The sequence below is a fragment of the Roseibium sp. genome (assembly GCF_039982295.1).
Taxonomy (GTDB): domain Bacteria; phylum Pseudomonadota; class Alphaproteobacteria; order Rhizobiales; family Stappiaceae; genus Roseibium.
The window spans coordinates 103,827-130,052 of sequence record NZ_JBDWYP010000039.1; the positions used below are offsets into that span (position 1 = coordinate 103,827).

Annotated in this window: 26 protein-coding genes; 12 read left to right on the forward strand and 14 right to left on the reverse strand. The window is 56.8% G+C overall.

The annotated features are described in order from the left end of the window. Positions 1-151 precede the first annotated feature (151 nt). From ABJZ52_RS07880 to ABJZ52_RS07900, 5 genes are all read left to right on the forward strand, one after another. Positions 152-1,978 (forward strand): M3 family oligoendopeptidase, encoded by a 1,827-nt coding sequence (locus ABJZ52_RS07880; RefSeq protein ID WP_348184599.1) that lies wholly within the window; start codon positions 152-154, stop codon positions 1,976-1,978. Positions 1,979-2,015: 37 nt separating this feature from the next. Then, on the forward strand, positions 2,016-2,921 hold the full coding sequence (locus ABJZ52_RS07885; RefSeq protein ID WP_348184601.1) for a DUF3445 domain-containing protein: 906 nt from the start codon (positions 2,016-2,018) through the stop codon (positions 2,919-2,921). A 94-nt stretch (positions 2,922-3,015) separates the two neighbouring features. Beyond that, positions 3,016-4,395, forward strand: a complete 1,380-nt coding sequence (locus tag ABJZ52_RS07890) for an AarF/ABC1/UbiB kinase family protein (RefSeq protein WP_348184603.1) — start codon at positions 3,016-3,018, stop codon at positions 4,393-4,395. Positions 4,396-4,517: 122 nt separating this feature from the next. Continuing rightward, positions 4,518-4,799, forward strand: a complete 282-nt coding sequence (locus ABJZ52_RS07895; protein WP_348184605.1) for an aa3-type cytochrome c oxidase subunit IV — start codon at positions 4,518-4,520, stop codon at positions 4,797-4,799. A 120-nt stretch (positions 4,800-4,919) separates the two neighbouring features. Next, entirely contained in the window at positions 4,920-5,591 is a 672-nt protein-coding gene (locus tag ABJZ52_RS07900; RefSeq protein WP_348184607.1) for an RluA family pseudouridine synthase, read from the forward strand. A gap of 125 nt (positions 5,592-5,716) precedes the next feature. Here ABJZ52_RS07900 and ABJZ52_RS07905 read toward each other — a convergent pair whose 3' ends face one another. Together ABJZ52_RS07905 and rpsU are read right to left on the reverse strand one after the other, a co-directional pair. After that, positions 5,717-6,586, reverse strand: coding sequence for a tetratricopeptide repeat protein (locus tag ABJZ52_RS07905; RefSeq protein ID WP_348184609.1), 870 nt, complete (start codon positions 6,584-6,586; stop codon positions 5,717-5,719). A 183-nt stretch (positions 6,587-6,769) separates the two neighbouring features. Beyond that, complete coding sequence (gene rpsU, locus ABJZ52_RS07910; protein ID WP_348184611.1) at positions 6,770-7,000, reverse strand: 30S ribosomal protein S21; 231 nt, start codon at positions 6,998-7,000, stop codon at positions 6,770-6,772. 334 nt (positions 7,001-7,334) lie between these two features. On the opposite strand from rpsU, the gene ABJZ52_RS07915 reads away from it, so the two are divergent. After that, on the forward strand, positions 7,335-8,729 hold the full coding sequence (locus tag ABJZ52_RS07915) for an MATE family efflux transporter (RefSeq protein ID WP_348184613.1): 1,395 nt from the start codon (positions 7,335-7,337) through the stop codon (positions 8,727-8,729). 34 nt (positions 8,730-8,763) lie between these two features. On the opposite strand, the gene ABJZ52_RS07920 is transcribed toward ABJZ52_RS07915, so the two are convergent. The 3 genes from ABJZ52_RS07920 to ABJZ52_RS07930 form a co-directional block, all read right to left on the reverse strand. After that, positions 8,764-9,858, reverse strand: a complete 1,095-nt coding sequence (locus ABJZ52_RS07920; protein ID WP_348184615.1) for a 5-(carboxyamino)imidazole ribonucleotide synthase — start codon at positions 9,856-9,858, stop codon at positions 8,764-8,766. Positions 9,859-9,892: 34 nt separating this feature from the next. After that, positions 9,893-10,381, reverse strand: a complete 489-nt coding sequence (gene purE, locus ABJZ52_RS07925) for a 5-(carboxyamino)imidazole ribonucleotide mutase (RefSeq protein ID WP_289036216.1) — start codon at positions 10,379-10,381, stop codon at positions 9,893-9,895. Positions 10,382-10,496: 115 nt separating this feature from the next. Continuing rightward, positions 10,497-10,703 (reverse strand): DUF465 domain-containing protein, encoded by a 207-nt coding sequence (locus ABJZ52_RS07930; protein ID WP_348184618.1) that lies wholly within the window; start codon positions 10,701-10,703, stop codon positions 10,497-10,499. Positions 10,704-11,040: 337 nt separating this feature from the next. On the opposite strand from ABJZ52_RS07930, the gene ABJZ52_RS07935 reads away from it, so the two are divergent. Beyond that, positions 11,041-11,220: a DUF465 domain-containing protein gene (locus ABJZ52_RS07935; RefSeq protein ID WP_348184620.1), complete on the forward strand. Its 180-nt coding sequence runs from the start codon at positions 11,041-11,043 to the stop codon at positions 11,218-11,220. Positions 11,221-11,284: 64 nt separating this feature from the next. Here the strand turns inward: ABJZ52_RS07935 and ABJZ52_RS07940 are convergent, their stop codons facing one another. After that, positions 11,285-12,919: an acyl-CoA synthetase gene (locus tag ABJZ52_RS07940; protein ID WP_348184622.1), complete on the reverse strand. Its 1,635-nt coding sequence runs from the start codon at positions 12,917-12,919 to the stop codon at positions 11,285-11,287. A 79-nt stretch (positions 12,920-12,998) separates the two neighbouring features. Next, complete coding sequence (locus ABJZ52_RS07945) at positions 12,999-13,763, reverse strand: sulfite exporter TauE/SafE family protein (RefSeq protein ID WP_348184792.1); 765 nt, start codon at positions 13,761-13,763, stop codon at positions 12,999-13,001. A gap of 194 nt (positions 13,764-13,957) precedes the next feature. On the opposite strand from ABJZ52_RS07945, the gene ABJZ52_RS07950 reads away from it, so the two are divergent. Then, positions 13,958-15,871 (forward strand): propionyl-CoA synthetase, encoded by a 1,914-nt coding sequence (locus tag ABJZ52_RS07950; protein WP_348184624.1) that lies wholly within the window; start codon positions 13,958-13,960, stop codon positions 15,869-15,871. A gap of 94 nt (positions 15,872-15,965) precedes the next feature. Further along, on the forward strand, positions 15,966-16,757 hold the full coding sequence (locus ABJZ52_RS07955) for a 3-oxoacyl-ACP reductase family protein (protein WP_348184626.1): 792 nt from the start codon (positions 15,966-15,968) through the stop codon (positions 16,755-16,757). A gap of 24 nt (positions 16,758-16,781) precedes the next feature. Here the strand turns inward: ABJZ52_RS07955 and ABJZ52_RS07960 are convergent, their stop codons facing one another. Continuing rightward, positions 16,782-18,590 (reverse strand): ABC transporter transmembrane domain-containing protein, encoded by a 1,809-nt coding sequence (locus ABJZ52_RS07960; RefSeq protein WP_348184628.1) that lies wholly within the window; start codon positions 18,588-18,590, stop codon positions 16,782-16,784. A 249-nt stretch (positions 18,591-18,839) separates the two neighbouring features. Between ABJZ52_RS07960 and rpmE the strand changes: the two genes are divergently transcribed. Then, complete coding sequence (rpmE, locus tag ABJZ52_RS07965) at positions 18,840-19,064, forward strand: 50S ribosomal protein L31 (protein WP_153771902.1); 225 nt, start codon at positions 18,840-18,842, stop codon at positions 19,062-19,064. Between the two features lie 156 nt (positions 19,065-19,220). On the opposite strand, the gene ABJZ52_RS07970 is transcribed toward rpmE, so the two are convergent. Both ABJZ52_RS07970 and ABJZ52_RS07975 read right to left on the reverse strand, forming a co-directional pair. After that, positions 19,221-19,757: a DUF1465 family protein gene (locus tag ABJZ52_RS07970; RefSeq protein WP_348184630.1), complete on the reverse strand. Its 537-nt coding sequence runs from the start codon at positions 19,755-19,757 to the stop codon at positions 19,221-19,223. A gap of 414 nt (positions 19,758-20,171) precedes the next feature. Continuing rightward, positions 20,172-20,375 carry a DUF1192 domain-containing protein gene (locus ABJZ52_RS07975; RefSeq protein WP_348184632.1) on the reverse strand — a complete coding sequence of 68 codons (204 nt, stop codon included), beginning with the start codon at positions 20,373-20,375 and terminating at the stop codon, positions 20,172-20,174. A 124-nt stretch (positions 20,376-20,499) separates the two neighbouring features. Here ABJZ52_RS07975 and ABJZ52_RS07980 point away from each other — a divergent pair, with 124 nt between their 5' ends. Next, positions 20,500-21,501, forward strand: a complete 1,002-nt coding sequence (locus ABJZ52_RS07980; protein ID WP_348184634.1) for an NAD(P)H-quinone oxidoreductase — start codon at positions 20,500-20,502, stop codon at positions 21,499-21,501. 180 nt (positions 21,502-21,681) lie between these two features. After that, a complete protein-coding gene (locus tag ABJZ52_RS07985; protein WP_348184636.1) occupies positions 21,682-22,401 on the forward strand; it encodes a cell cycle transcriptional regulator TrcR in 720 nt (239 codons plus the stop codon). An 84-nt stretch (positions 22,402-22,485) separates the two neighbouring features. Here ABJZ52_RS07985 and ABJZ52_RS07990 read toward each other — a convergent pair whose 3' ends face one another. From ABJZ52_RS07990 to efp, 4 genes are all read right to left on the reverse strand, one after another. Continuing rightward, the gene (locus tag ABJZ52_RS07990; RefSeq protein WP_192109303.1) at positions 22,486-23,517 is read right to left on the reverse strand and encodes a peptidoglycan -binding protein; all 1,032 of its coding nucleotides are present in this window, start codon (positions 23,515-23,517) and stop codon (positions 22,486-22,488) included. Positions 23,518-23,520: 3 nt separating this feature from the next. Further along, positions 23,521-24,510, reverse strand: coding sequence for a flagellar motor protein MotA (locus ABJZ52_RS07995; RefSeq protein WP_348184639.1), 990 nt, complete (start codon positions 24,508-24,510; stop codon positions 23,521-23,523). 172 nt (positions 24,511-24,682) lie between these two features. After that, positions 24,683-25,477, reverse strand: coding sequence for an inositol monophosphatase family protein (locus tag ABJZ52_RS08000; protein WP_348184641.1), 795 nt, complete (start codon positions 25,475-25,477; stop codon positions 24,683-24,685). 71 nt (positions 25,478-25,548) lie between these two features. Beyond that, positions 25,549-26,112: an elongation factor P gene (gene efp / locus ABJZ52_RS08005; RefSeq protein WP_348184643.1), complete on the reverse strand. Its 564-nt coding sequence runs from the start codon at positions 26,110-26,112 to the stop codon at positions 25,549-25,551. Positions 26,113-26,226: the final 114 nt, after the last annotated feature.

Consider the following 26,226-nt stretch of genomic DNA (forward strand, 5'->3'; position numbering starts at 1 on the left):
TCTGATACGGGTAAACAAATCGTCCTGTACGGCCAAAAAAATCAGGGGTGGACCGATTGCGAACCCGGGCCTGCAAAGCCTACACATTTGAGTAGCTGGTCCTGGCGCTGATCTGTGCCTGACTGATTTCTTTCAGTTTCGGAGATAACAAATGCCCTTCGACAAAATCGTCCGCACTGTTGCAGAAGGGGCGACCCCCGGAACACTGGGATCCTTGCCCGAGTGGGATCTGACAGACCTGTATGGTGGGGTAGATGCCCCGGAAGTCGCCGCTGACCTGCAGGCTGCCCTGGATCGGGCCAAGACGTTTGAGACTTCCTACAAGGGAAAACTTGGCGAGCTAGCTGAGCAAAATGTTGGCGCACTCGTGACTGCGATACGGGCCTACGAAGACCTTGAGGATCTTCTCGGACGCCTGATTTCCTTTGCCGGTCTGGTTTACGCCGGAGACACGACCGATCCAAAGGTTCAGAAGTTCTATGGTGACGTGCAGGAGCAGATCACCTCATCAAGCTCCCATTTGCTGTTCTTCACGTTGGAGATGAACAGGATCGATGACGAGGTCCTTGAGTCGGCTCTCAAAGACAAGGCACTCGCACACTATCGTCCATGGATAGAAGACCTCCGCAAGGAAAAGCCGTTTCAGCTGGAAGACCGCGTCGAGCAGCTGTTTCACGAAAAGTCCGTGACGGGACGTGGAGCCTGGAACCGGCTCTTTGATGAAACCATAGCGTCGCTCACGTTTGATGTGAATGGCGAGACTCTGTCTGTCGAGCCGACTCTGACCTTGCTTCAGGATGCTGATCCTCAGAAGCGGCAGCAAGCTGCCGAGGCCTTGGCCAAGACGTTTTCGGAGAATTTGCGAAGCTTTACGCTGATCACGAACACGCTGGCTAAGGACAAGGAGATTTCCGACCGTTGGCGCAAGTTTGGTGACATCGCGGACAGTCGTCACCTTGCGAACCGCGTCGAGCGGGAGGTGGTTGATGCCATGGTATCAGCCGTTCGGGAGGCTTATCCAAAGCTGTCTCACCGTTACTATGCGATGAAGGCGAAGTGGCTCGGCGTTGAAAAACTCAATCACTGGGATCGTAATGCGCCGCTTCCTCAAGCCGACAAGAGCGTTATTTCCTGGGAAGAGGCCAAAGGGACGGTGCTGTCGGCGTATGGTCAATTCTCACCCGATATGGCGGACATCGCCCGGAGGTTTTTCGACGAAAACTGGATTGACGCACCAGCGCGATCTGGAAAGGCGCCGGGCGCTTTCGCTCATCCAACGGTTCCGAGCGCGCACCCTTATGTACTGGTCAACTATCAGGGCAAGATCCGGGATGTCATGACCCTTGCTCATGAGCTTGGGCACGGGGTGCATCAGGTTTTGGCCGGGCACAATGGGCCGCTTATGGCTCCGACCCCGTTGACGCTTGCCGAAACCGCAAGCGTGTTTGGCGAGATGCTCACGTTTCAGTCGCTGCTTGAGAAGGCGGAAACAAAAGCTGCGCGAAAGATCATGCTGGCCGGCAAGGCAGAGGACATGATCAACACGGTGGTTCGCCAGATCGCGTTTTATACCTTCGAGCGCAAGCTTCACACGGAACGCCGGAATGGCGAACTGACGTCGGATCAGATCGGCGATCTTTGGCTGGATGTCCAACGAGAGAGTCTCGGGCCGGCGGTCGAGATCAATCCCGGCTACGAAACCTTCTGGACCTATATTCCTCACTTCATTCATTCGCCCTTCTATGTGTATGCATATGCGTTTGGCGATTGCCTCGTGAACTCTCTCTATGCGGTCTATCAGGACGCGGAAGAGGGTTTTCAGGACAAGTATTTCGAGCTGCTCAAGGCCGGTGGAACCAAACACCACTCCGAGCTTCTGGCTCCGTTCAACCTTGATGCGAGCAATCCCGCTTTCTGGAAAAAGGGCCTGTCAGTGATCGAGGGCATCATCGACGAACTCGAGGCAATGGAAGACTGAACCACACCACGCGTGGAGGCTCTAGGAAGGCTAACTCATGTCTTTCAAGCATACGCCCTATGATGGCTCGAAGCAGCCGTTTACGGTCGGTCTTGAACCGGTTGCTGAGGCGTTTTGGCTGGAGCCGGATGACCATATTGCGCAACACCTGGAACGCAAGGCGGAGCTTCTGCGGTCCAATCGTGAAGCCGTTTTCCGGGCGGAGGCGCATACGGAACAAGCCCAGCAGGAAACCTTGGCGCTGGTTGTCGATCACCTGGAGCGCTGTCATGCCGAGCGCTATGACTTCACGGGAAAGCTGCCGCATCCGCTTGGGCTGACCGGCAGCGCTTTTCAGGACGACGACGCGCCGCTCGTCGTTGCAGCGCAGATGGTTCAGGAAGATCTGGTCCTTATGCGCCCAGGTCCTGAGGGCTACCGGCTTGCTGCCGCCTGTCTTTGCTTTCCTTCATCATGGTCTCTGGCGCAGAAATTTGGTCAGTCCATGCATGATATTCATGTGGGCGTGCCAGCGTTCAACGGTGCGCGCATGGGACGCGTCGTTGGTCGCATCTTCGAGAACCTGAAGGCTGGCCAGCTGATAGAGCGCTATAACTGGTCCATCTACGACGACCCGGATTTGCATCATCCACAACCCAAGCGCATTGCAACAGACACTGCTGAAGAAGACCCTGCATTGCTCGGCCGTTTGTTTTTAAGGGTGGAGCGCCAGACACTACGCCGCCTTGAAGGGACGGGTGACATCCTCTTCACGATAAAAGTTCATCATGATCCAATGTCTGCGCTGCGGGCTCACCCACGCAGTTCGGAGTTGGCCACTGGCCTGCGGCGGCAACTGCTTGACCTGAAGCCGGATCAATTGGCCTACAAGGGTCTGACTGACCATCAGAGACGTCTTGCCGATGCCCTTCAGCGCCTGACCGCACAGACAACGGCCGAGTGAAACTTTCAGCAATTGCTTAGATGACTGGTCAAAATTGGTCAGAGTTCTACATGAAGATATTGAATTCGAGTCGTAGCAAAGGAGTCCGCTCGAGATGGCACGGGAGAAGGACCGGGAAGGCAACCGGCTGACAGCGCGTGTCGGGCGCTACGCAAAAGTGGGAACCAATGTCGGCGGAATTGCCGCCAAGCTTGCCGGTGCACGCTTGCTTGGCTTCGATATCGACAATGAGAAAAATGCTGCAGAGATCGCAGCCGCTCTTGGCGGGCTAAAAGGACCACTGATGAAGGTGGCGCAGCTGCTTTCTACAATTCCAGATGCCTTGCCGCCAGAGTATACGACAGCACTCGCCGAGCTTCAGGCTAATGCGCCACCCATGGGCTGGGCCTTCGTCAAGCGCAGGATGCGCGCCGAGTTGGGCGCGGACTGGCAATCCCGGTTTGGAGAATTCGGGAAAGAGCCGGCAGCCGCTGCATCGCTTGGCCAGGTCCATCGTGCGGTTGGAAGAGATGGGCGCGATCTTGCCTGCAAACTGCAGTATCCCGATATGGCGTCGGCGGTCGAAGCGGACCTCCAACAGTTACAGATGCTGTTTTCACTGCACCGGCGCATGCAGCCGGCGATTGATACCAGGGAGATCGCGAAGGAAATCAGCGCCCGCGTCCGTGAGGAGCTGGACTACAAGCGCGAGGCTGCCAACATGGCGGTCTATCGGAACGTTCTTCGTGACCGCGATGATATCCGTGTGCCGGATGTTGTCGAAGAGCTGTCTACAAACCGTCTGTTGACCATGGGCTGGCTTCAAGGCGAACCTCTGTTGTCGTTCAAGGAGCATCCGCTTGAAGAGCGCAACAGAATTGCGATGACGATGTTTCACGCCTGGTGGCACCCTTTCAGCCACTTTGGTCTGATCCACGGAGATCCGCACCTAGGAAATTATGCCGTCTTTAGCTACGAGGGTGCACCAGCCGGCGTAAATCTTCTCGACTACGGATGTATTCGGATCTTTCCTGAGAGCTTTGTCGGGGGCGTTGTGGATCTTTATCTCGGCTTGCTCGAAGGAGATGATGACCGCGTTGTGGCTGCTTATGAACGCTGGGGCTTCCAGGGGCTGACCAAAGAGCTGATTGAAATTCTGAACATCTGGGCCCGCTTTATCTACGGGCCGTTGTTGACAGATCGCGTGCGGTCCATCGCCGATGGGGTGAGCGCTGCCGAATACGGCCGGAAGGAAGCTTTCAAGGTGCATAAGGCACTTAAGGAACTTGGTCCGGTGACCGTTCCACGTGAGTTTGTCTTTATGGACCGGGCAGCGATTGGTCTTGGTGGCGTCTTCTTGCACCTGCGCGCGGAATTGAACTTTTTCCGTCTGTTTAACGAGCAGATCGACGGGTTTTCTTCCTCTGCGGTCGCCGAGCGACAGGAGAAAGCGCTTCGTGCGGCTGGTGTGCCAGTAGTGACAAGTGCTGCCTGATGGGCATTTTGCCGCAGCCATGCCTTTCGCAATGCGGTTATTCTTTGCGGAAAGCGTTGCCCGAGTATAAGGCTTTAATGTAAACCCGCTATCGAACTCGCAATTTGAACCTGGGGGACTGAATGTCTGATAACTCCGCGCCTGCAATGGACTACGAAGCGCACGAGCGCACGTATGAAGGCTTCATCAACTTCTCCAAGATCGGCACCGTTGCTGTCCTGAATGTCATGCTGTGCCTGATCCTGTTTGCGTTCGGTGGCGCTGCGGCAACGGTTTTTGGCTGGATCATGCTCGTTGCGACTCTCATCGCGACTGCGATTGGAATGGCGCTTGGCGAAAAAGGCTGGGTACCGTCCGCTGTGGTTTTCGGTCTGACAGTGGTGATCGTAGTCCTGACGGTCTGATCTGTGCTGATTGTCTTTCCGGACGTTTGACGTCAACGCTTGGCAACAAACTCTATTTAAGAGGCGCGGGAGACATCTCCTGCGCCTTTTGTTTTGCTGTGCTTGCGCTATAAGCGCTGCATGGCTTCAACGCAGCTTTCTTCCTTCATCTACGATCCGCCTCAAGATCCGTATCTAGAGGTTATTCATGCTGATGACGATATTCTGGTCGTGAGTAAGCCTTCAGGGTTGCTGAGTGTTCCCGGTAAGGCGGAAGAGCACTCTGACTGCCTCGAGGCTCGGGTCAAGGCTGCCTATCCTGAGGCTCGCATTGTCCACCGCCTTGATATGGACACGTCAGGCGTGATGGTGCTTGCGATGAACCCTGTCGCCCATCGTCATCTGGGACTGCAGTTCGAGCGCAGAAAAACCGCGAAGAGTTATATCGCCAGGGTTTGGGGCACACTGAAGGGCGAGCAGGGTGAAGTCGACCTGCCGCTTCGCTGTGACTGGCCGAACAGACCAAAGCAGATGGTTTGTCACGAGCATGGTCGAAGTGCCGTCACCGGCTGGCAGGTGGAAGCGCGCGAAGCGCGAGCCACAAGGCTCAGGCTCTTGCCTGTGACAGGACGTTCACACCAATTGCGAGTGCACATGCTTGTTCTCGGGCACCCGATACTTGGGGATCGCTTTTATGCAGAGGGGGAGGCCTTGGCTGCGGCAGACCGGCTTCAGCTGCATGCGCAAGAGTTGACGCTTCATCACCCAACGGGCGGCGAACGCGTCACCTTCAGCGCAGAGTGTCCCTTCTAGTTGAGGGCAGATTTTTCACCGCCTGCCTTAATTCTTCGGAGCAGGCGTTTTCTTTTTCAGACTGACTTTTCCTACCGTTTCGAAAATTGTGCCGCGAATCGGCTTGGTCCCGATTGTAACCAAGATCAGAGAGATCTTTGTCCCTTGTTCACCCGAGCCAGACCTTCTCTTGCGAGATCATTCGAAGCGTCCAGGTTAAGCGCCTTGTTGTAGTTGCGCCGCGCGTCTTTCGCCTTTCCGAGCAGCTCGAGAGCAACGCCACGATTGGCCCAGGCGATCGACGAGCGCTTGTCCAGGTTGACTGCCACCGAGAGGTCGGAGAAAGCCGCGTTGGGGTCATTGATTGCAAGGTAGGAGATGCCGCGGGCGATATAGGGCTCATCCGCATTGGGATTGAGACCAATTGCAGTCGCAAAATCCTCGATCGCGCGCTGATGCTGGCCCTGTGCCTGATGGATGAGGCCGCGGTTGTGAAACGCCCTGGCGTCGGAGCTGTTTCTGGCAATGACGGCGTTGAAATCGTTCAGGGCAGGGCCGAATTGCCCAAGCTGTCTGTATGAATTTCCACGGCCGACATAGGCTACATCATAGTCCGGCTTGATACTGATCGCTCGGGTGTAGTCGGAGATTGCAGGCTGCATTTGCCCGAGCCGACGATGCACCAGCGCCCGGTTGGCATAGGCTTGATAGGACTGTGGATCAAGCTGTAGCGCTGTGTTGAAGTCGGCGATTGCCTTGTCGAGTTTGCCTGCCTGGCCATAGGCAATACCCCGGGTGTTGTAGGCACCTGCATCGCGGGGGTTCGAATCGATGACTGCCGTCAGTGATTCGATGTTGGCGGAAGATCCGACTGCGGTGTCGACAGGAACGCCCTGATAGATGCCGGACGATTGGCATGCGACCAGCAGAAGAGAGCCCAACAGCAAGATTGCTGATCGGAGCGACGCAAATCGCGATGTATTCATGAGAACAGGAGCGGATTTGTCATGCTTCATCGATGGGACTGCCTGCTGATCGATCGCGCTGTTCGCCGCGCCTGAATTTAACCTGCGTCTGTTTTTTGGCAAGTAAAGCCATTCGACAGTTGCAAGTGCCAAAAAGCCAGCTGCGGTCGGCAGCCAGCTTCATTCATAGCGTAGTAAAGATTACTTTTCCGAAAAGGTTCGGTCAGGCGCAGTTCAACCGCGGCCGCCGGAGCGGCCCGGGAGAAGACCTTCGCGCTGAGCAAGCTTGCGAGCCATCTTGCGGGCACGACGAACAGCTTCGCCTTTTTCGCGCGCCTTTTTCTCAGACGGCTTCTCGAAATGACCGCGAAGCTTCAGTTCGCGGAAAACGCCTTCGCGCTGCAATTTTTTCTTCAGCACCCGAAGTGCCTGATCGACATTGTTGTCGCGAACCAGAACCTGCACGCCTCTGTTTCCTGTATTGTGACGGTTCCCGAGTGTTTCGCGACCGTAATTTGCGATTATCAAGACTAAAAAGCGATTGTGGCAGCCGAAAAACGAACATCCCACTTGCTTTGGCGCGCGTCATATCAAAGGTTGCAGCTTCTGTCCACAGGCCTTTGGGCGCTTCTGGACACCGTCGGGGAATAATTCGACGCTGTTGTTGCCGAGAATGGCCACGCATGTTGCTGGACAGCTCCCTCCTTTGGGACTAGAGGGGATAGTCAACCCTCTTTGAATCGCAAGGGGTTTCCCAGTCGCGAACTACAAGTTTTAAGCATCAGTTATGGAGGCCGATTTGGCCGTTGACGACCGATCAGGACAGTCTGACACAGGGCTTTCTCGGCTTTGGCGCAGCGATATTCGACCGACGCTCGCGCTTGGTTTGCCTCTTGCTGGTGCGCAGATTGCACAGATGGCAATCAACACCACGGATGTCTTGATGATCGGCCGTCTTGGTGCGGAAGAACTCGCGGCATCGGTACTGGCGTTCAACATGTGGATGCTGCTCTGGTTCTTCGGTATGGGCATTATCCAGGCCGTCATTCCTCTGGGGGCTCAGGCGCGTGGGCGTCGCGCGGCTCGTGATTTGCGCCGGACCGTGAGAATGGGCGTGTGGGTGGCCGTTCTCTATTGTCTCCCCGCCTGGTGCATCACGTTCTTCGCTGAAGAAATTCTCGTGGCGCTCGGTCAGGATCCGGAAATTGCCGAGATCGCCGGGGGCTATATGGATGCGCTGCAGTGGTCCCTTCTGCCTGCGTTGGTGATCATGGCGATCCGTGGTTTTTTGACCGTTATGGAGCGCTCGCAGATTGTTCTTTACGCGACGCTCGCCGGACTCGTTGTGAATGCTGCACTGGATTACGTGCTGATCTTCGGCGAGTTCGGTTTTCCGCGGCTTGAACTGGTCGGTGCTGGTATTGCGTCAGTCTTTACCTCGGCTGTCACCACGGTGATCCTGCTTATCTACACGAGCCGACAGCGCCAGTTGAAGCGATATGCAATCCTGGGCCGGCTCTGGCGATCGGATTGGCAGGTTTTCTTCAAGATCCTCCGTCTCGGTCTGCCGATTGGAATCACGCTGGTGGCGGAGGGGGCGCTTTTTGCCGCTTCGTCCATACTGATGGGTTGGCTTGGCACGATCCCCCTCGCGGCACACGGGATCGCGCTGCAGCTCGCGTCCATCACCTTCATGGTTCCAGTAGGATTGAGTCAGGCTGCTCTGTCGCGCGTTGGCTTTGCAGCGGGCAAGAAAGACTTCGATGCCGTGGGGCGTGCAGGCTGGACCGCGCTTGCAATCACAGTGGCCTTCATGAGCTGTTTCGCGCTGGCTTTCTGGATCTTCCCTGCGCCGCTTGTCTCGCTCTACCTTGACCTGAATAATCCCCAATCGTCGGAAGTCTTGTGTCTGGCAACCTCGTTTCTCGCGGTGGCTGCGATTTTCCAGATCGTTGATGGCGGACAGATCATCGGGACCAACAATCTGCGTGGCTTGGGAGATACGACCGTCCCGCTGATCTATGCGGTGATCGGCTATTGGGTGATCGGTATCAGCCTGTCACTCGGGCTCGGCTTTGGAGCCGGCTTGGGCGGAGTTGGTATCTGGAGCGGTCTCGCAGGAGGGTTGGCTTTTGTCGGGATCCTCACCAACATTCGCTTCTACAGGCGTGAACGACTCGGCTTGATGAGCTGAGGCTGCGTCCAAAGCGCAGCCTTGTCTCATTGGGTCAGCTTGATTTGGGCGTGATGCGGTTCACGTGGCCCATCTTGCGGCCTGGTCTGGCTTCCGCCTTGCCGTATAGGTGCAGTCGAGCGGATGGGTCGGCGAGAACTGCAGGCCATGTATCGCATTCGTCACCGATCAGGTTTTCCATGACAACATCGGAGTGGCGGTTGCCTGAGCCAAGTTGCCAACCGGCTACGGCGCGAATGTGCTGCTCGAACTGGGAGGTCAGACAAGCGTCTTCCGTCCAGTGCCCGGAATTATGCACACGCGGGGCGATTTCGTTGACCAGAAGCGTTTCTTCCGCACCTGAGCCACTCAAGAACATTTCGACGCCCATTACTCCGACATAATCGAGGCTCGACGCGATACGCTCCGCCATGTCCCTTGCCATTGATGCTGTCGTCTCGGAAACACGCGCTGGTACGGTCGACGTCTTCAGAATGTGGTTTTCGTGATGGTTCTCGGCAATGTCGTAGGCCTGGCATGTGCCGTCGACGTCGCGCGCGACAATCACGGAAACTTCGCGTTCAAAGGGGATCAGTTTTTCAAGCACGGCTGGAGCGCTGCCGATCTTGTCGAAAGCGCCTCTGGCGTCGTCCGCGGTGCGGATCATGACCTGTCCTTTGCCGTCATAGCCAAAGCGACGGGTCTTCAGGACGCCCGAACCGCCGAGACGCGTCAGAGCTGCTTGCAGATCGTCGTCACTGTCGACGGTCGCAAAATCGGCGATTGCGACGCCGGCTGAACGGAGAAATTCCTTTTCATTGAAGCGGTCTTGAGAAACCTCGAGCGCCTTTACGCCCGGGCGAACGGGGACCCGGCTTGCGAGATGTGCAGCGGTCGGTCCGGGAACGTTTTCGAACTCATAGGTCACGATGCCGCAAGAGGCGGCAAACGTGTCGAGCGCTGCAATGTCCTCGTAAGGTGCGACCGTATGCGTAAACGAAACATCGAACGCGGGGCTGCTTGGGTCCGGACAGAAAACATGGGTTTTCAATCCAAGACTGGCAGCAGCGAGCGAGAGCATCCGGCCGAGCTGGCCACCGCCGAGGATCCCGATTGTGTCTCCGGGCTTGAGGCGGATCTCGTTGCTCATGGACGGTTCCTTCGCAAGAAGTGATGACTGGTGGTTAGCTGTCGACGGGCCGCTCGGTGACCGCGGCGGTTCTTGCCGAACGGTAGTCGTCGAGCGCCTGTTCGATTTTCGGATTCATCAACGCGAGAACTGCAGCGGCGAGCAAGGCCGCGTTCGTCGCGCCCGCTTTGCCGATCGCCAATGTGCCAACAGGAATGCCTCCGGGCATCTGCACAATGGAAAGCAAGCTGTCTTCGCCGGACAGGGCGCGGCTTTCGATCGGCACGCCAAACACCGGGAGTGGCGTCAAGGCAGCGGTCATGCCTGGCAGATGAGCCGCGCCGCCAGCGCCCGCGATGATGACCTTAAAGCCATCATCTTTTGCGCTCTTAGCGAAGTCATACATTCGGTCGGGTGTGCGGTGAGCTGAAACAATGCGTGCATCGAAGGCGATCCCGAGCTCGTCCAGAACATCGGCAGCATGTTTCATCGTCGGCCAGTCGGACTGGCTCCCCATGATGATGGCAACTTCGGCTTTTGGCACGTGGCTTATCCCGGATGCTTGAGCGTCTTTTGGAAAGGCGCGGAGTATAGGCAGGTACGGCGCCTATGCAAGACTAGATTTCCAGCATTGCCAGGACGCCTGGGCGCCATGAAACTCATGCGATTATGTCGGGGAACAACTGGTCTTCGAGACTGGAAATACGGTCCTTGATGAGGAGCTTCTTCTTCTTGAGCCGCTGCATCTGAAGGGCATCGGCATTGCCTGCAACGGACAGGGCCTCGACAGCTGCATCGAGATCTCGATGTTCCTGGCGCAATTGTCCCAGCTCGATTCTTACGGCTTTGTCTTCCGTGTCAGCCATTCCACTCCCCCGAAAGCCTCTCAACCGGTGAGTGTGTCCTCACGGCGACGGGATTTTTCACAAACATCCACAGGCAAAGACATGCAGATGACCCCGAAGGCAAACTAGGCATGCCACAGTGCGTCTTCGCTTGCAATTCTATAAGCTGCTGAACCCACTCTCAGTTTCAATTTTCTCAAGGGTTTGATCGTTAAATTTCAGCCTTTCTAAAGGCTGAAATCTGAAACTCGGCCCAAGTCGGCAAAATAATTCTCCCGTTACGTAAACAGGGTTCGACAAGCCCCGTCTTCTTGTGGCACGGTGTTCCTGTTTGGCCCAACAGACAGGAGGCAATTCCATGTCCATGCAGTCGCATCTCGCAGAACTCGAGCGCCGTCACGCCGCACTGGAACGCAAGATCGAAGTCGCACTTCTTCACCCGAGTACGGACTCCCTGGAATTGGCCGATATGAAACGAAAGAAGCTCAAGATCAAAGATCAGATCGAGCGAATACGAACTGACGAAACGCTCCACTGAAGCTGGAGCTGTTTTGAAACGCGCCGCGGCCCTGACCGCGGCGTTTTTTGTTTTTGAACTCTGTTCAGAGCAACTTCGCTTGCTCTCGTAGTTCGTACTTTTGGATTTTGCCCGTCGACGTTTTGGGAAGTTCACAGAAGACCACGGTCTTGGGTGACTTGAAGCCGGCGAGATGCTCCCGACAGAAGGAGATAATCTCCGCGTCAGTCCTTTCGGTGCCCTGCCTCAATTCCACAAAGGCGCAGGGAGTTTCTCCCCATTTTTCATCAGGCCGAGCGACGACCGCGGCAGATGCGACGTCCGGATGCTTGTATAGAACTTCTTCGATCTCGATGGAGGAGATGTTCTCTCCACCCGAAATGATGATGTCCTTGGACCGATCCTTCAACTGGATGTAGCCGTCAGGATACTTCACGCCTAGGTCGCCTGAATGAAACCAGCCACCGGCAAAGGCCTCCGCCGTGGCTTCCGGGTTTTTCAGGTAGCCCTTCATCACCACATTGCCCTTGAACATGACTTCGCCAATCGTCTCACCGTCGGCGGGAACCGGCTGCATGGTCTCCGGGTCGAGGACCGTGAGGTCCTCCAGGGCAACATAGCGCACGCCCTGGCGGGCTTTTCTGGCCGCCTGTTCGGCTGGGGGCAGCGTGTCCCATTCAGTCTGCCAGTCGTTTACGACAGCCGGGCCATAGACTTCTGTCAGGCCATAGAGGTGAGTGACGTTGAAACCGGCATCTTTCATGGCCGACAGGACGCTTTCAGGTGGCGGAGCGGCAGCGGTGAAGAACTCGACCTCATGGCTGAGTTCCCGCTTGTCTTCTGCTGCTGAGCCAAGAAGCGTCGACATGATAATTGGCGCACCACACAGATGCGTCACACCCTCATCGGCGATCAGATCCCACATGGCTTTTGGGCGGACCCAGCGCAAGCACACATGGGTTCCAGCGACCACGGAGATGGCCCAGGGAAAACACCAGCCGTTGCAGTGAAACATGGGCAAGGTCCAGAGATACACCGGATGTTTGGCCATCGACGTGGTGAGAATGTTCGCCTGCGCCAGCAGGTAGGCCCCTCTGTGATGATAGACGACGCCTTTCGGGTTGCCTGTCGTTCCGGAGGTGTAGTTCAGCGAGATTGCATCCCATTCGTCTACGGGCAATGACCACGCGAAATTCGCATCTCCATCCGCGACAAAAGCTTCATAGTCGAGTGTGCCGAGCCGCTTTCCGTCCTGGGGGAACTCAAGGTCCGAATAATCAATGATGATCGGATTCACACTGGCGAGCGCAAGCGCTTCTTCCATGACCGGCGAAAACTCCCGGTCGGTGATCAATACCTTTGTATCGGCGTGGTCCAACTGAAACGCGATGACTGCGGCGTCCAGGCGCGTATTCAGGGAGTGAAGTACTGCGCCGGTCATCGGAACGCCGTAGTGGGCCTCAAGCATCGGCGGTGAGTTCGGCAGCATGACAGTCACGGTGTCGTTCTTGCCGACACCTGCATGGGCGAGCGAGGAAGCCAATTGACGCGTCCGGGCATAAAAGGTCCGATAATCGGTCCTTTGTGCGCCATGAACGATCGCGATTCTTTGCGGAAAGACGTCTGCGGCGCGGGCGAGAAAGCTCAACGGACTCAGCGAGGCGTGGTTGGCCTCATTCTTTTCCAGACCGAATGAAAATGGATGTTCGCCGCCGCTCATGGCCAGATCCTCCCTGATCGTTACTTGAGCGCTATCAAAACGATAATTCGAACCGTCTGCAATCTGTCTTAAGGCGTATTCAGCCTGCCAGGGCAGTTGCACCATCCCAGACAAGTTTGATGCCGACGACGGTCATGATTGCGTAGGTCATCTTGTAAAAAATGCCTTGGTCCACGATCCTGACCAACCACACGCCGACGGCCGTCGCAAGGGGCGCGAGCGGCAGCAGCATTGCGGAGGTCGCGAGGTTTACGGTGTCGAACTGCCCAAGCATGAAATACGGTATCAGCTTCAGCGCATTGACGACCGAAAAGAATATCACCGCTGTACCGGCAAAAAGCGTTGGGGCGAGCCTGAGCGGCATCATGTAGAGCTGAAATGGCGGGGCTCCGGTATGGCTGACAAAGCTGGTGAAGCCTGCGATGGCTCCGCATATCAGCCCCTTGCCTACGTTGTGCTCGCGCGCCTCGTTCGCACGTGCGCTTTTAAGCAGATAGTCAGCAACGAAGATCAGTGAAATGACGCCGACCAGCAGGCGGACAAAAGACTGGTTCACAAGCGTTGCGGTTGCCCAGCCAACGGCAATACCGGCCATGGCGGCAGGCAGCAAGATCATGAGGCTGCGTCGGTCCGCGCGGCCCTTGTAGGCGAACAGGCCAACCACATCCATTGCAACAAGGATCGGAAGCATGATGCCGGCTGCCTGAATCGGTGAAACGACGAGCGAGAGGATCGGGACAGCCAGCATGGCCATGGATCCGCCGAAGCCGCCTTTCGACAGGCCAGCGAGGATGACCGCCGGAATCGCTGCGGCGTAGAAATAGGGATCGGGGATCGGATGCATGGAGATCGTTTCGGAAAAATCGGGAGTGCAGAGGGGAGCGGCAATCAATCACGGGTTTGCTTCTAGGTAAAGTCCCGGCCCCTGCGAATGTCTTAGGGCGAGGGTCTTGCGCGACACTCGCATGTTACCGCACTCTCTCGGCCAAAGGGTTGTCGTTGAGTGAGGTGCGATGGCCAATGGGAGGAGAAACCACAATGACGAGCCGCTATGCTGCAACCTATCAATCCTGGAAGCATGACCCTTTCGGTTTCTGGAAGACGGCTGCCTCCGAGATCGACTGGTCCGTGCGGGGCGAACAGGTGTTCGATGCTGATCAGGGACAGTATGGTCGATGGTTTCCTGGCTGGGAATGCAACACCTGCTACAATTGCCTTGACCGCCATGTCGAACGGGGACGTCGCGGTCAGCCGGCGCTGATTTACGACAGCCCGATCACCGGCAAGCAGGCGAGCTACAGCTACGAAGAACTGCTGGATCGTGTTCAGGCGATGGCTGGTGTGCTGCTGGACCAGGGGATCCAGAAAGGCGACCGGGTAATCATCTACATGCCAATGATTCCCGAGGCGGCGATGGCGATGCTGGCGTGCGCCCGTATCGGCGCGATCCACTCGGTGGTTTTTGGCGGGTTCGCCGCTGCAGAACTGGCGACCAGGATCAATGATGCAACTCCAAAAGCAATCATTGCAGCCTCTTGTGGCATCGAGCCGGGGAGGGTCATCGCCTACAAGCCCTTGATCGATGCCGCTGTCGAGCAGGCCTCCCACAAGATCGAGAGCTGTCTCGTGATTCAAAGAGAGCAGGCCCTCGCAACTCTGCAGGAGGGGCGGGATCATGACCTCGGCGCCCTGATGCAAGAGGAGCTTGCGGAAGGCCGGGAGGTCGAATGCGTTGCCGTCAAGGCGACAGACCCGCTCTATGTTCTCTATACTTCAGGTACAACAGGCCAGCCCAAGGGTGTGGTTCGAGACAATGGTGGCCATATGGTGGCCCTGAAATGGTCAATGTCTAACCTCTATGGCATCGACCCGGGCGAGGTTTTCTGGGCAGCGTCAGACGTCGGCTGGGTCGTCGGGCACTCCTACATCGTCTACGGTCCGCTTTTGCATGGTTGCACCACGATCATGTTCGAAGGAAAACCGGTCGGGACACCCGATGCCGGAGTCTTCTGGCGCGTGATCTCGGAGCATTCCGTCGTTTCGCTGTTCACCGCTCCGACAGCCTTCCGCGCCATTCGCAAGGAAGATCCTGAGGGTAAATTGATCGGCAACTACGACTTGTCGCAGTTCAGATCCTTGTTCCTTGCAGGTGAACGCGCGGATCCTGATACGGTCAACTGGGCTGCGGATCAGCTTCAGGTGCCTATCGTCGACCATTGGTGGCAGACCGAGTCGGGCTGGTGCATGGTCGGAAACCCGCTTGGTCTTGGGCGATTGCCCGTGAAACCGGGCTCCCCGACAGTGCCGATGCCGGGCTACGATGTCCAGATTCTGGATGACGCCGGACATCCGCTTCCGGCAAATACTCTTGGCAACATCGTCGTGAAATTGCCGATGCCTCCCGGATGTTTGCCGACACTTTGGAATGCCGAGCAGCGTTTCCACGATGCGTATCTCGCAGAATTCCCAGGCTACTACAAAACCTCGGACGCCGGCATCATCGACGAAGACGGATATCTTTCGATCATGTCCCGCACGGACGATATCATCAACGTTGCCGGACATCGTCTTTCGACCGGTGCCATGGAAGAAGTTCTTGCGACGCACCCGGCCGTGGCGGAATGTGCCGTGATTGGCATCGCGGACAAGTTGAAGGGTCAGCTGCCTTGCGGTTTTGCTGTGCTGAAAGCGGGGGTCGAACAATCTCACGAGCAGATCGAGGCCGAGCTTGTCAAATTGGTGCGTGAGAAGATTGGCCCAGTGGCGGCTTTCAAGCTCGCCATCACCGTGGATCGCCTACCGAAAACGCGTTCGGGCAAGATCTTGAGAGCAACCATGCGGCAGATTGCAGATCAGGAAAGCTACAAGATGCCAGCAACGATCGACGACCCTGCCATCCTCGACGAGATCGCCGAAGCACTCCAGGAGCATGGGATCCGGGTTCAAAACTGATCTGGTAAAACCCATCGACAGCTGGAAAACATGCTCTTATGGTTCGGGTCGCCGCTTCGGCGGCCCGATTTTTTAAAAGGCCAAGAGGTTTTCCGTGTCCCTTGAAAATAAGGTTGCCATCATCACTGGCGCTGCCCGTGGTATTGGTTTTGCTGTCGCGAAACGGTTCGTCATGGACGGCGCCAAAGTGGTTATTGCCGATGTCGATGACGAGGCCGGGCAATCTGCAGCCGATGATCTGAACAAGATTGGTGATGCGACATATGTGCATTGCAATGTTGCCGAGCGTCTCGATGTTCGCAATCTCGTGGCGGAAACGATCAACGCCTACGGTGATGTCGATATTCTCGTGAACAACGCAGGCGTCGTTGTCGGTGCGGATTTTCTGGAGCTTGAAGAAGAGGATTTCGACCGGGTCCTTTCGATCAACCTCAAGGGTACGTTCCTGTGCAGCCAGGCAGTTGCCCGTCACATGGCGGAGAAGGTCCAGGCCGGTGGCGAGCCTGGCACCATCATCAACATGTCTTCGGTTAATGCGGTACTGGCGATTCCGAACCAGATTCCCTACTGCGTCTCCAAGGGTGGTGTCTCGCAACTGACGAAGACCAGCGCGCTTGCGCTCGCGCCGTATGGCATTCGCGTGAATGCTATTGGACCTGGTTCGATCATGACGGAGATGCTCTCGTCAGTGAACGACGATCCGGCAGCGCGCAACCGGATTCTGTCGCGTACACCTCTTCAACGGGTCGGCGAACCTTCCGAGATCGCTGGTGTTGCAGCTTTCCTCGCCTCCTCGGATGCGAGCTATGTTACCGGACAGACAATCTACGCCGACGGCGGCCGCATGCCTCTGAATTACACAGTGGCTGTTCCCGACGCCGACTGAATTCTGGGCTGTTTCCAGAGCCGTTTAGGTCTGACTTGCTTTGCTGGCCCCTGCATCGAATTGCAGTCGGGCCAGTTTTGCATAGAGGCCTGCACGCGCGGTGAGTTCGGCATGGGTTCCTATTTCCACGACCCGCCCTGCATCCATAACGACAATTCTGTCTGCTTTCAGTACCGTTGCGAGACGATGTGCAATCACGAGCGTCGTTCTGCCTTCCATAAGCCGGTCGAGGGCCTGTTGGACGAGCTGCTCGCTTTCAGCGTCGAGTGCGCTGGTTGCTTCATCCAGAAGCAGGATCGGAGCGTCCTTGAGGATCGCGCGGGCGATTGCGATACGTTGTCTCTGCCCGCCGGACAAGGTCATGCCCTTTTCGCCGACCATTGTGTTGTAACCAGCGGAGGTGGCCGAAATGAAGTCATGTGCGGATGCTGCACGCGCTGCAGCCTCTATTTCCTCGTTGGTCGCGTCTGGTTTCCCATAAGCGATGTTCTCTGCGATGCTTGCCGCGAAGATTGCTGCATCCTGAGGAACGAGTGCCATATGGCTGCGCAGATCCTTTGGGACGAGCTGTCTCAGATCCACACCGTTCAGGGTGACCTGTCCGGAAACGGGATCATAAAAACGCATCAACAGATGAAACAGGGTCGATTTTCCCGCGCCGGAAGGTCCGACAACCGCCACCGTTTCGCCAGGCTCCACCTTCAGCGCAACGTCGTGAACCACAGGCGTGTCTTCGGCGGCCTCATATGCGAATGAGGTGTGGTCGAAATCGATGCTGATCTTTTCGGGCGAGGGAAGGGCTTCCGGATTTGCGGGAGCTGCTATCCGGGGCTCAATCTCCAGCAGCTCACTCAGGCGTTCGGCCGCGCCAGCGGCCAGTGAGAGCTCGCCCCAGACTTCCGACAGTCCTGCAAGTGAGCTGGCGGCGAGGATTGAGTAGAGCAGAAACTGACCAAGCTCACCGCCGCTCATCGTGCCGGTGAGAACGTTGTTTGCGCCGATCCAAAGAACGGCGACCACACTTGCGCCGATGATGAACATGGCAAAAAACGTCAGGATTGCCCGCTCACGCGTCGCCTTCCTCGCTGCGTGGAAGGCACCTTCGGCGGCGCTTGAAAAACGCCTCGCTGCCTGCATTTCATGGGTGAAGGCTTGCAGGGTGCGGATGTTCCCAAGCATTTCGCTGGCATAGGCGGCCGCATCGGCGAGCGTGTCCTGAGCGAAACGGGAGCGTTTGCGAACCTTCCGGCCAAAGCCGATCAGCGGGAGGAGAATGATCGGTATTGCGGCAAGGACGATGATCGACAGGCCTGGGCTGGTGACAAGCATCATGATTACCGCACCGATAAAGAGCACGAAGTTGCGCATGGCCAGTGATGCGCTTGCGCCGAAGGCCGATTTTATCTGGGTGGTGTCGGCAGTGAGACGAGACAGGATCTCGCCCGACTTTGAGCGGTCGTAAAACGCTGGGCTCAGTTCCGTCATGTGGGCGAAGACATCGCTTCGTACGTCTGCGACAACGCGTTCCCCGATCCACATGACCAAGTAGTAGCGAATGGAACTGGCCAGTGCGAGAGCTGCGACCACGGCCAGCAGGAGGCCGAAGTAGTTGTTGATGAGATCGGAGTTGTCTCCGCCAAAGCCGCGATCAATCATCTGACGGACGGCGGTTGGCAAGATCAGCGTGAAGACCGCGGCTGAAATCAGGGCGATCAGTGCTCCGGCGACCATGGATTTGTAACGGCCAAGGTAAGGCAACAGCCGCGCGAGCGGTCGCAGAAACTTGCGCCGTTCGTCCGTATCATCGCGTTTTGCCTGTTCCGTGCCGACCAATGTTCGTGCCCCTAAATCAGTCCTGATTCCATGCCGATAGACTTGGGTGATTGCGTCGTGAAAACCAAGAGGTATTTTGCCGCGCCGGAATCGCGCAGACCCCTTGTTTCATCCCACTGCATGGGGTATAGCCCGTCTCCATGTTTCCTGGGCTGTATCCATTGGCGGATTGGCGGCCCATTAGTTTCGTTTGCACCTCAGAGCTATTTCCCTCGATCGGAAGCGCTCGATGTGCAGGAAAGGACAGCCATGAAAGCGGATACGCATCCCGACTACCACACCATCAAGGTCGTGATGACCGATGGTACAGAATTCACAACTCGCTCCACCTATGGTGCTGAAGGCGATACGCTGACCCTCGACATCGATCCGACATCTCACCCGGCATGGACCGGTGGCGACCGTCAGATCATGGACCGTGGCGGCCGCGTGTCCCGCTTCAAGAACAAGTTCGCAGGCTTCCTCGGCTCCTAAGAGCTGCGAAGTTAAGCGCTTGATACGAGACCCGGCCTTGGCCGGGTCTTTTTTTGTGCGAATGTTTGCGGCCTGAGCCTGGAAAGCCTGCGCTTAAACGAAAAAAGCCGCCTTGCGGCGGCTTTCAAGATAGCTCTTTTACATGGCCTCTATGGATCAGCCTGCGTTTCCAAATGCAGCGTGCAGCTGGTTGAGCTGTGCAACGACCGGATTTCCTTCGGCGTCAGCTGCTTCCTGTTCCTTGTCCTGGTAGAGCATCTGATCCAGGTGCACGACGCGCTCTTGTAAGCGCACCGACCGGTTGACCAGTTCCTTGAGGCTGTCGGGCAGGTCTTCCCAGGCGGGGCCTGTCGAGGCGCTGCTCAAACGGTCGAGGCGCACCTTGTTCTTTTCGGCGCCAGCTTGTTCCCGGGACATTTCGCCCTCGTTGACGGCGCGTTGCAGGAGAAGCCAGGACGCCAGCTGCATGAGGCGCGTGGTCAGCCGCATCGATTCTGTTGCATAGGCGAGTGAGGCCGGGCGTTCCAGAAGCTTTGCTTCCGTGCGTCCGTCTCCATCGAGATAGACAGCGGTCTCTTCAACGAGCGACATGCCTTCCTGAAACAGTGACTGGAATGTGTCAGAGGTGGCCAGTCGGGGAGCGAAGTGTACCGCTTCGGGAGTTCCGCTGAGGTTGGTGTTCTCATCCGTCATGGTTCGATACGCCTTCTGCTACTGCTCATTCGTTTGCCGCGGATGTCTTCCTGGCTACCACTACGCGCATGGGACATGCTCTTCATAGGGGTGTGCCACGGTGGGACGGTGCAGCGCCTTGAACAACTGATTTGCAACGGACGTGCCAGTTGGGCCAAAGGCGTCGTACGAACGTGACGGAGATCATAATAACGCCAGGGAGGGCCAAAAAAAAGAGCCGCGAAGGCCGCGGCTCGAAGTCATTAACAGGGAGGCGTCAAACAGAGTGGACTTGAGCCACTCAGAGATCCAGATGACTGGATAAACATGGTTATCGCCTGGAAAGCTTAATGGCTGGTAAATAGCTAAAGTTTTACCTAACAGATTGAGCCATATTCAGACAGAACGTCTTTGAGTGGGATGTAATTGGTAAATTTAGCTATTGTCATTTTTGAAGAGGGCATCGGCGGCGCTGCGAATATTACTTCGCTCAGAAAGGACACCTCGCGTGCGTGTGATTTCTGCTTCGAGGACAGTGATACGTTCTCGAAGCTCATCTTCGGAGGCTCGGGACAAATCTTCACCCACGGCGACCGGCTTTGCTGCTTTGGGTGAGCTTGTGTGAGGTTTTGAGTCCATTGTCGTTCTCGCTGCCCGATCGTGCAATTCGTTGGTTTATCTCCCAGACTATCGCGACATGGCTCGATTGTCAGCCGCCTGGCGGCGCGCTACACGGGAGTGAGTTCTGATTGGAGGAAAGCGCATGACCGATTTGCCCCGGAAGATGACAGCGATTGCAATCACGGCGCCGGGCGGTCCGGACGTTCTGGCTGCCGAAGATCGCCACGTGCCTGTGCCGCTTGGCGAAGAAATCCTCATCAGGGTCGAGGCAGCCGGTGTCAATCGTCCAGACGTGCTTCAGAGGATGGGCGCTTATCCCCCCCCGAAAGACGCATCTGATCTTCCGGGCCTTGAGGTGAGTGGGACGGTGGTGTCCAAAGGCATTGACGCCAAGAGCTACGAAATTGGCGAGAAAGTCACGGCATTGGTGGCAGGCGGAGGCTACGCACAATACTGCAAGGTGCATGAGAGCCATGCCCTGCCAATTCCTGAAGGCATGTCGATGATTGAGGCAGCTGCAGTCCCGGAGACATTCTTCACCGTGTGGAGCAACGTCTTCGACCGGGTGGGATTGAAAGCGGGCGAACGCTTCCTGGTTCATGGTGGGACGTCCGGAATTGGCACAACGGCGATCCAGCTTGCAAAAGCCTTTGGCGCGGAGGTCTTCACCACCGTCGGATCTGAGGAAAAGGCAGAGGCGGTTCGCGCGCTCGGAGCTGATCATGTGGTGAACTACAACAAGGTCGACTTCGTTTCAGCGTTTCTGGAGGCGACAGGAAAAGAAGGCATTCACGTGATTCTGGATATGGTCGGAGGGGACTATGTCGAGAAAAACTGGAAAGTGGCTGCTGTCGAGGGACGGATCTGTCAGATCGCGACGCTAAATGGTTTTGCCGAAGACGTGAATTTCTCTCGCCTCATGATGAAGCGGTTGACCCACACCGGATCAACGTTGCGTCCCCGTGATACAGCGTTCAAGGCCGCGATTGCTGCCGCCTTGAAGGAAAAGGTCTGGCCGCTTCTGTCGTCTGGACAAATCCGTCCCGTCCTCGATTCCACCTTTCCCCTTGAGCAAGCTGCCGAGGCACACCGGCGTATGGAGGGCTCGGGTCATATTGGGAAGATCGTTTTGACGGTCGAGTGATCCCTGGATCCCGGCTGCTGAGGGGATGTGTTTCGCAAGGGGAGTTTTCCAGAACCCCTGCGGGAGTGTTTGCCTTTGGGCAAAGGAAATATTATATAGGTTCTAGCTCCCATGAAACTTGAATTAATTTTTGCTTTTTCGCCTTGCCGGGTGAGGAAGCCCACAGGAGGAATTTGACCGATGGCGAACACGCCGCTGATGCCGAAGGCAACCGCCGTCTGGCTTGTTGACAACACTGCACTGAGCTTCACGCAGATCGCGAGTTTCTGCAAACTGCATCCGCTCGAAGTGAAGGCGATTGCCGATGGTGAAGCCGCGCAGGGCATCAAGGGTCTTGATCCGGTTCTGACGGGCCAGTTGAGCCGTGAAGAGCTGGAAAAGGCGCAGACAGACCCAAACTACGTTTTGAAGCTGCAGGGTTCGAAGGTCGTTGTTCCCGAATCGAAACGTAAAGGCCCGCGCTATACTCCGGTGTCCCGCCGCCAGGATCGTCCCAATGCGATCTTGTGGCTGGTGCGCAGTCACCCCGAGCTCAAGGATGCGCAGATCATGCGCCTGGTCGGCACGACGAAACCGACAATTGCTGCCATTCGCGATCGGACCCACTGGAATTCGGCCAACCTTACTCCGTCTGACCCGGTGACGCTGAGCCTCTGCAGCCAGCTTGAACTGGACATGGAAGTCGAAAAGGCTGCGAAGAACGCTCCGCCACGTCCTGAGGGTGAAGTTGAAACGCTGATGTCAGTGGAAGAGACCACGAGCGAAGAAGCCTTGGCTGCCGCCTTCAGCAAGCCGATCGAACGTGAGGTCGAGGAAGAGATCGATGCTGACGCGGTCTTTGCGAAATTGAACTCGCTCAAGACCGAAGGCGACGATACAGATGAGGACGAGCAGTCCTAGTCGCGCCTGCAGGCGATATAACAAATTCGAAAGCCGCCGGTTGTTCCGGCGGCTTTTTTTGTCGAGAGTTGGCCGACACGTGCCCTAGCGTTCGGTCAGTTTGAGCTCAATACGGCGATTGCGTGCAAGCGCCTCGGGAGTATCGCCTTCTTCCAATGGTTGGAATTCTCCAAAGCCTGCGGCGACCAGGCGTTTTGGATCCACACCTTTTTCAATCAGATACCTCACAACGGATATCGCTCGGGCAGCAGACAGTTCCCAGTTGTTTCTCAGACGGCCGGATCCGGACAGCGGGCGAGCATCCGTGTGACCATCCACGCGCAGCACCCAATTGATTTCATCGGGGATTTGAAGGCTGAGCTCCTGAATGGCCTCGGCCAGCTTGTCGAGTTCGCCAGTGCCGTCCGGGTTCACTTCTTCCGAGCCTGACGAAAACAGGACTTCAGACTGAAATACAAAGCGATCGCCGACGACGCGAATGTCGGAGCGCTGCGACAGGATCTCGCGCAGGCGACCGAAGAAGTCGGAGCGGTAGCGCGAGAGTTCCTGTACTCGCTGGACAAGCGCTGCATTCAGACGGCGCCCGAGGCTTGCGATCTTGGTTTGACTTTCGCTTTCCTTTGCCTCTGCGGCTTCGAGTGCCGCATTGGCGGCCGCAATTTGGCGTCTCAGAGCGGAAATTTGCTGATTCAGAAGTTCGACTTGCGCCAAGGCGCGTTGGGAAATCTGCTTTTCGTCGTCGAGAAGGTTCTCCAGCCGCGCAGCGCGGCCTCCTGCGGCTTCCGCACTGCCCGAGCTTGCATCCAGCAAACCAAGCAGGCGATCGCGTTCGCCGGTCGCATCACCGAGGCTCGCTTGAAGTCCGGAGATTGTGTCCTCAAGTTCGCTGGAATTGGCGCGCTCGAGCGCCAGCAGCTCTGTCAGCTCGCTAATCTGTGTGTTCAGCCGGTTGAGGACGGTATCGCGTCCGGAGAGCTGTTGGCTCAAGAAGAATTGAGCGAGCATGAAGATTGAAAGCAGGAAAATAATGACGAGCAGAAGCGTCGCCATCGCGTCGACGAAGCCGGGCCAATAGTCTGTGCTTTGAGTACGGCGACGACCGCGCAGACTGGCCATGGATCAGTCCTTAGCTCGGTCGAAGGCGGATGAGATGGATGTCAGCAGACTCTCGATCCGCTTTTGCTGCTCGCCCTGGCTCTCGGCCCAGTCACGCATCATTTGCTGCTCGGAACGAACGTGTTTGACGAGCCCTTGAATGCCTTCGGCGAGGTTCGACATGGCATGGGCGGCGTTCTTGCTGCCGCCTTCCTCGATCGTCTTCCGTAGCTCGGAAATCGATTCCTGGATCTGTTCGCTGTTGTTTGTCGGCGCAGCCAGAATTGGGCCTTCTTCAGGCTCAATGTCAGTGACGGTCGACAACCAGTCTTCCAGCTCATTGTAGAACCGGTTCTGGGCCTGTCCGGCCTGAAGATCCAGAAAGCCCAGGACAAGGGAACCGGTCAGACCGAACAGAGAGGACGAGAATGCGGTGCCCATGCCAGACAATGGTGCTTCCAGGCCAGCCTTGAGATCTTCGAAGATCACATTCGCATCACCCGATCCCACATCAAGTGACTGGATGGTGGCGCCGACGGCACTGACGGTTTGCAGCAGACCCCAGAAGGTGCCGAGAAGGCCCAGGAAAACAAGCAAGCCCGTCAGATAGCGGGAGATCTCGCGCGATTCCTCAAGGCGCATGCCAATGGAATCCAGGATCGAGCGCGCTGTTGTCGGGGTTAGCGCCATTTCACCGACCTTGTTGCCAAGGAGCGTTGCCATTGGGGCAAGGAGCACCGGGGCACGCGTATCGAGGCCAGGATCGCCGATGCGGAAACTGTTGACCCAGGAGATCTCGGGGAAGAGGCGGATCACCCGGCCAAACAGTAAGAGAATGCCAAAGACGCCGACCATGATGATCAGGCCGTTGAGGCCCGGATTGCTCAAAAAGGCGACCGAAATCTGCCGATAGAGAATGAATGCAATGAAAGAAACGATCACCAGAAAGATGATCATGAAGGAGAGATATGCCTTCGGGCTGGACAGACTATAAGGGTCAAAGTCGCGTGCCATGAGTCGCCAATCAATCGCCTGTTGTTCCTGGCAAGATTGATAGCGTGATTTCCTAAAGGTTGGAAACCGTTATTCGTAAGTTAACCAACGACAACAGAGTGTCGCGGCCTTTCCGGTCGGGTATTCCGCCGACCGGTCACGCTGGTTGTCGCTGGAAGGCGGGTTATCGGTATCAGCTGTTTGCCAGCTTGATCAGGCGCAGGATGTGCTTGTGGGCAAATTCATTGCCGACAGCCACATTGCCTGTTTCCAGCATCTTGTCCTTGCCTTCGGTGTCGGAGACATAGCCGCCAGCCTCGCGGACCATCAGCAGACCAGCTGCGATGTCCCAGGAGTTGAGGTTGTGTTCCCAGTAGCCGTCGAGACGGCCCGATGCGGTCCAGGCAAGATCGAGTGCGGCAGCGCCGCCACGGCGGATGCCAGCCACTTCGGGCATGACATGTCGCAGTTCCTTCAGCGCACGGCCATGATCACCCTTGCCGATGAAAGGTAGGCCGGTGCCGAAGACCATTTCGGGCAGTTCCGAGCGTCCCGCGACGCGCAAACGGCGGTCATTTAGGAACGCCCCACGGCCACGTTCGGCTGTGTAGAGCTCGTCCATGACCGGGTTGTAAATCACTCCGGCGACGATCTGTCCCTGACGCTCCAGGGCAATCGAGGTCGCGAAGATCGGAATGCCGTGAAGGAAGTTCGTTGTGCCGTCGAGAGGATCCACATGCCAGCGGTGCTGACCATCAGTTCCCTCGATCTCGCCACTCTCTTCCATGACCAGACCGAACTGCGGCCGCGCCTTTGTCAGCTCTGCCTTGATGATCTCTTCGGCCTTGCGATCGGCTGCCGAGACGAAGTCACCGGGACCCTTGCGGGAAACCTGGAGGTTTTCAACCTCGCCGAAGTCGCGGACGAGACTGCGCCCGGCCTTCATAGCGGCCTGAACCATGACATTAAGGAGTGCTGTGCGGGCCATTTTGTGTGCCGTCAGTTCTTGGGTCCAGCCTGAAGGTTACGGGCTGGGCCAGGTCAATGGAATGGGGAGATTTAGTCGGCGCGGCGTACGTATTCCAGCGAGCCCGTGTCGACAATGATGCTTTCGCCTGCCGTCACAAATGGTGGGACCATGACGCGTACGCCGTTTTCCATCATCGCTGGCTTGTAGGATGAAGACTGTGTCTGGCCTTTGACGACTGCATCGGCTTCTGCGATCTGCAGCGTCACAAACTGCGGAAGCGTGATGCCGATTGGACGCTCTTCATGCAGCTCCACGGTTACCATCATGCCATCCTGGAGGAATGCAGAGCGGTCTCCGACGAAGTCAGCCTGTAGTTCGAGCTGTTCGTAGGTCTCAGTGTCCATGAAGACGAGCTGATCGTCCTGAGTGTAAAGGTACTGGAAGTCCTTTTGCTCAAGCCGGACGCGCTCAACCTTGTCTTCCGAACGAAAACGTTCGTTGAGCTTGCGGCCGTCGATCAGGTTTTTCAACTCCACCTGCGCAAACGCTCCGCCCTTGCCAGGCTTCACGTGCTGGGTCTTGACGACTGCCCAGAGCGTGTCCTGATGTTGAAGAACGTTTCCTGGCTTGATTTCGTTACCGTTGATTTTCATGGAACGACCGACTTGATTGACTTTGTGAAACGAAGATGGATGGCGCAGGACTGAACGCAACCGGTCCGCGCGAACCAATGTGAGCCTGTCCTACACAATTGCCTGACTGTTTCA

Coding starts and splice junctions, on each gene's coding strand:
- ABJZ52_RS07880 (WP_348184599.1), top strand. CDS start 152: ATGCCCTTCGACAAAATCGTCCGCACTGTTGCAGAAGGGGCGACCCCC.
- ABJZ52_RS07885 (WP_348184601.1), top strand. CDS start 2,016: ATGTCTTTCAAGCATACGCCCTATGATGGCTCGAAGCAGCCGTTTACG.
- ABJZ52_RS07890 (WP_348184603.1), top strand. CDS start 3,016: ATGGCACGGGAGAAGGACCGGGAAGGCAACCGGCTGACAGCGCGTGTC.
- ABJZ52_RS07895 (WP_348184605.1), top strand. CDS start 4,518: ATGTCTGATAACTCCGCGCCTGCAATGGACTACGAAGCGCACGAGCGC.
- ABJZ52_RS07900 (WP_348184607.1), top strand. CDS start 4,920: ATGGCTTCAACGCAGCTTTCTTCCTTCATCTACGATCCGCCTCAAGAT.
- ABJZ52_RS07905 (WP_348184609.1), bottom strand. CDS start 6,586: ATGAAGCATGACAAATCCGCTCCTGTTCTCATGAATACATCGCGATTT.
- ABJZ52_RS07920 (WP_348184615.1), bottom strand. CDS start 9,858: ATGAGCAACGAGATCCGCCTCAAGCCCGGAGACACAATCGGGATCCTC.
- ABJZ52_RS07930 (WP_348184618.1), bottom strand. CDS start 10,703: ATGGCTGACACGGAAGACAAAGCCGTAAGAATCGAGCTGGGACAATTG.
- ABJZ52_RS07935 (WP_348184620.1), top strand. CDS start 11,041: ATGTCCATGCAGTCGCATCTCGCAGAACTCGAGCGCCGTCACGCCGCA.
- ABJZ52_RS07940 (WP_348184622.1), bottom strand. CDS start 12,919: ATGAGCGGCGGCGAACATCCATTTTCATTCGGTCTGGAAAAGAATGAG.
- ABJZ52_RS07945 (WP_348184792.1), bottom strand. CDS start 13,763: ATGCATCCGATCCCCGATCCCTATTTCTACGCCGCAGCGATTCCGGCG.
- ABJZ52_RS07950 (WP_348184624.1), top strand. CDS start 13,958: ATGACGAGCCGCTATGCTGCAACCTATCAATCCTGGAAGCATGACCCT.
- rpmE (WP_153771902.1), top strand. CDS start 18,840: ATGAAAGCGGATACGCATCCCGACTACCACACCATCAAGGTCGTGATG.
- ABJZ52_RS07970 (WP_348184630.1), bottom strand. CDS start 19,757: ATGACGGATGAGAACACCAACCTCAGCGGAACTCCCGAAGCGGTACAC.
- ABJZ52_RS07975 (WP_348184632.1), bottom strand. CDS start 20,375: ATGGACTCAAAACCTCACACAAGCTCACCCAAAGCAGCAAAGCCGGTC.
- ABJZ52_RS07980 (WP_348184634.1), top strand. CDS start 20,500: ATGACCGATTTGCCCCGGAAGATGACAGCGATTGCAATCACGGCGCCG.
- ABJZ52_RS07985 (WP_348184636.1), top strand. CDS start 21,682: ATGGCGAACACGCCGCTGATGCCGAAGGCAACCGCCGTCTGGCTTGTT.
- ABJZ52_RS07990 (WP_192109303.1), bottom strand. CDS start 23,517: ATGGCCAGTCTGCGCGGTCGTCGCCGTACTCAAAGCACAGACTATTGG.
- ABJZ52_RS07995 (WP_348184639.1), bottom strand. CDS start 24,510: ATGGCACGCGACTTTGACCCTTATAGTCTGTCCAGCCCGAAGGCATAT.
- ABJZ52_RS08000 (WP_348184641.1), bottom strand. CDS start 25,477: ATGGCCCGCACAGCACTCCTTAATGTCATGGTTCAGGCCGCTATGAAG.
- efp (WP_348184643.1), bottom strand. CDS start 26,112: ATGAAAATCAACGGTAACGAAATCAAGCCAGGAAACGTTCTTCAACAT.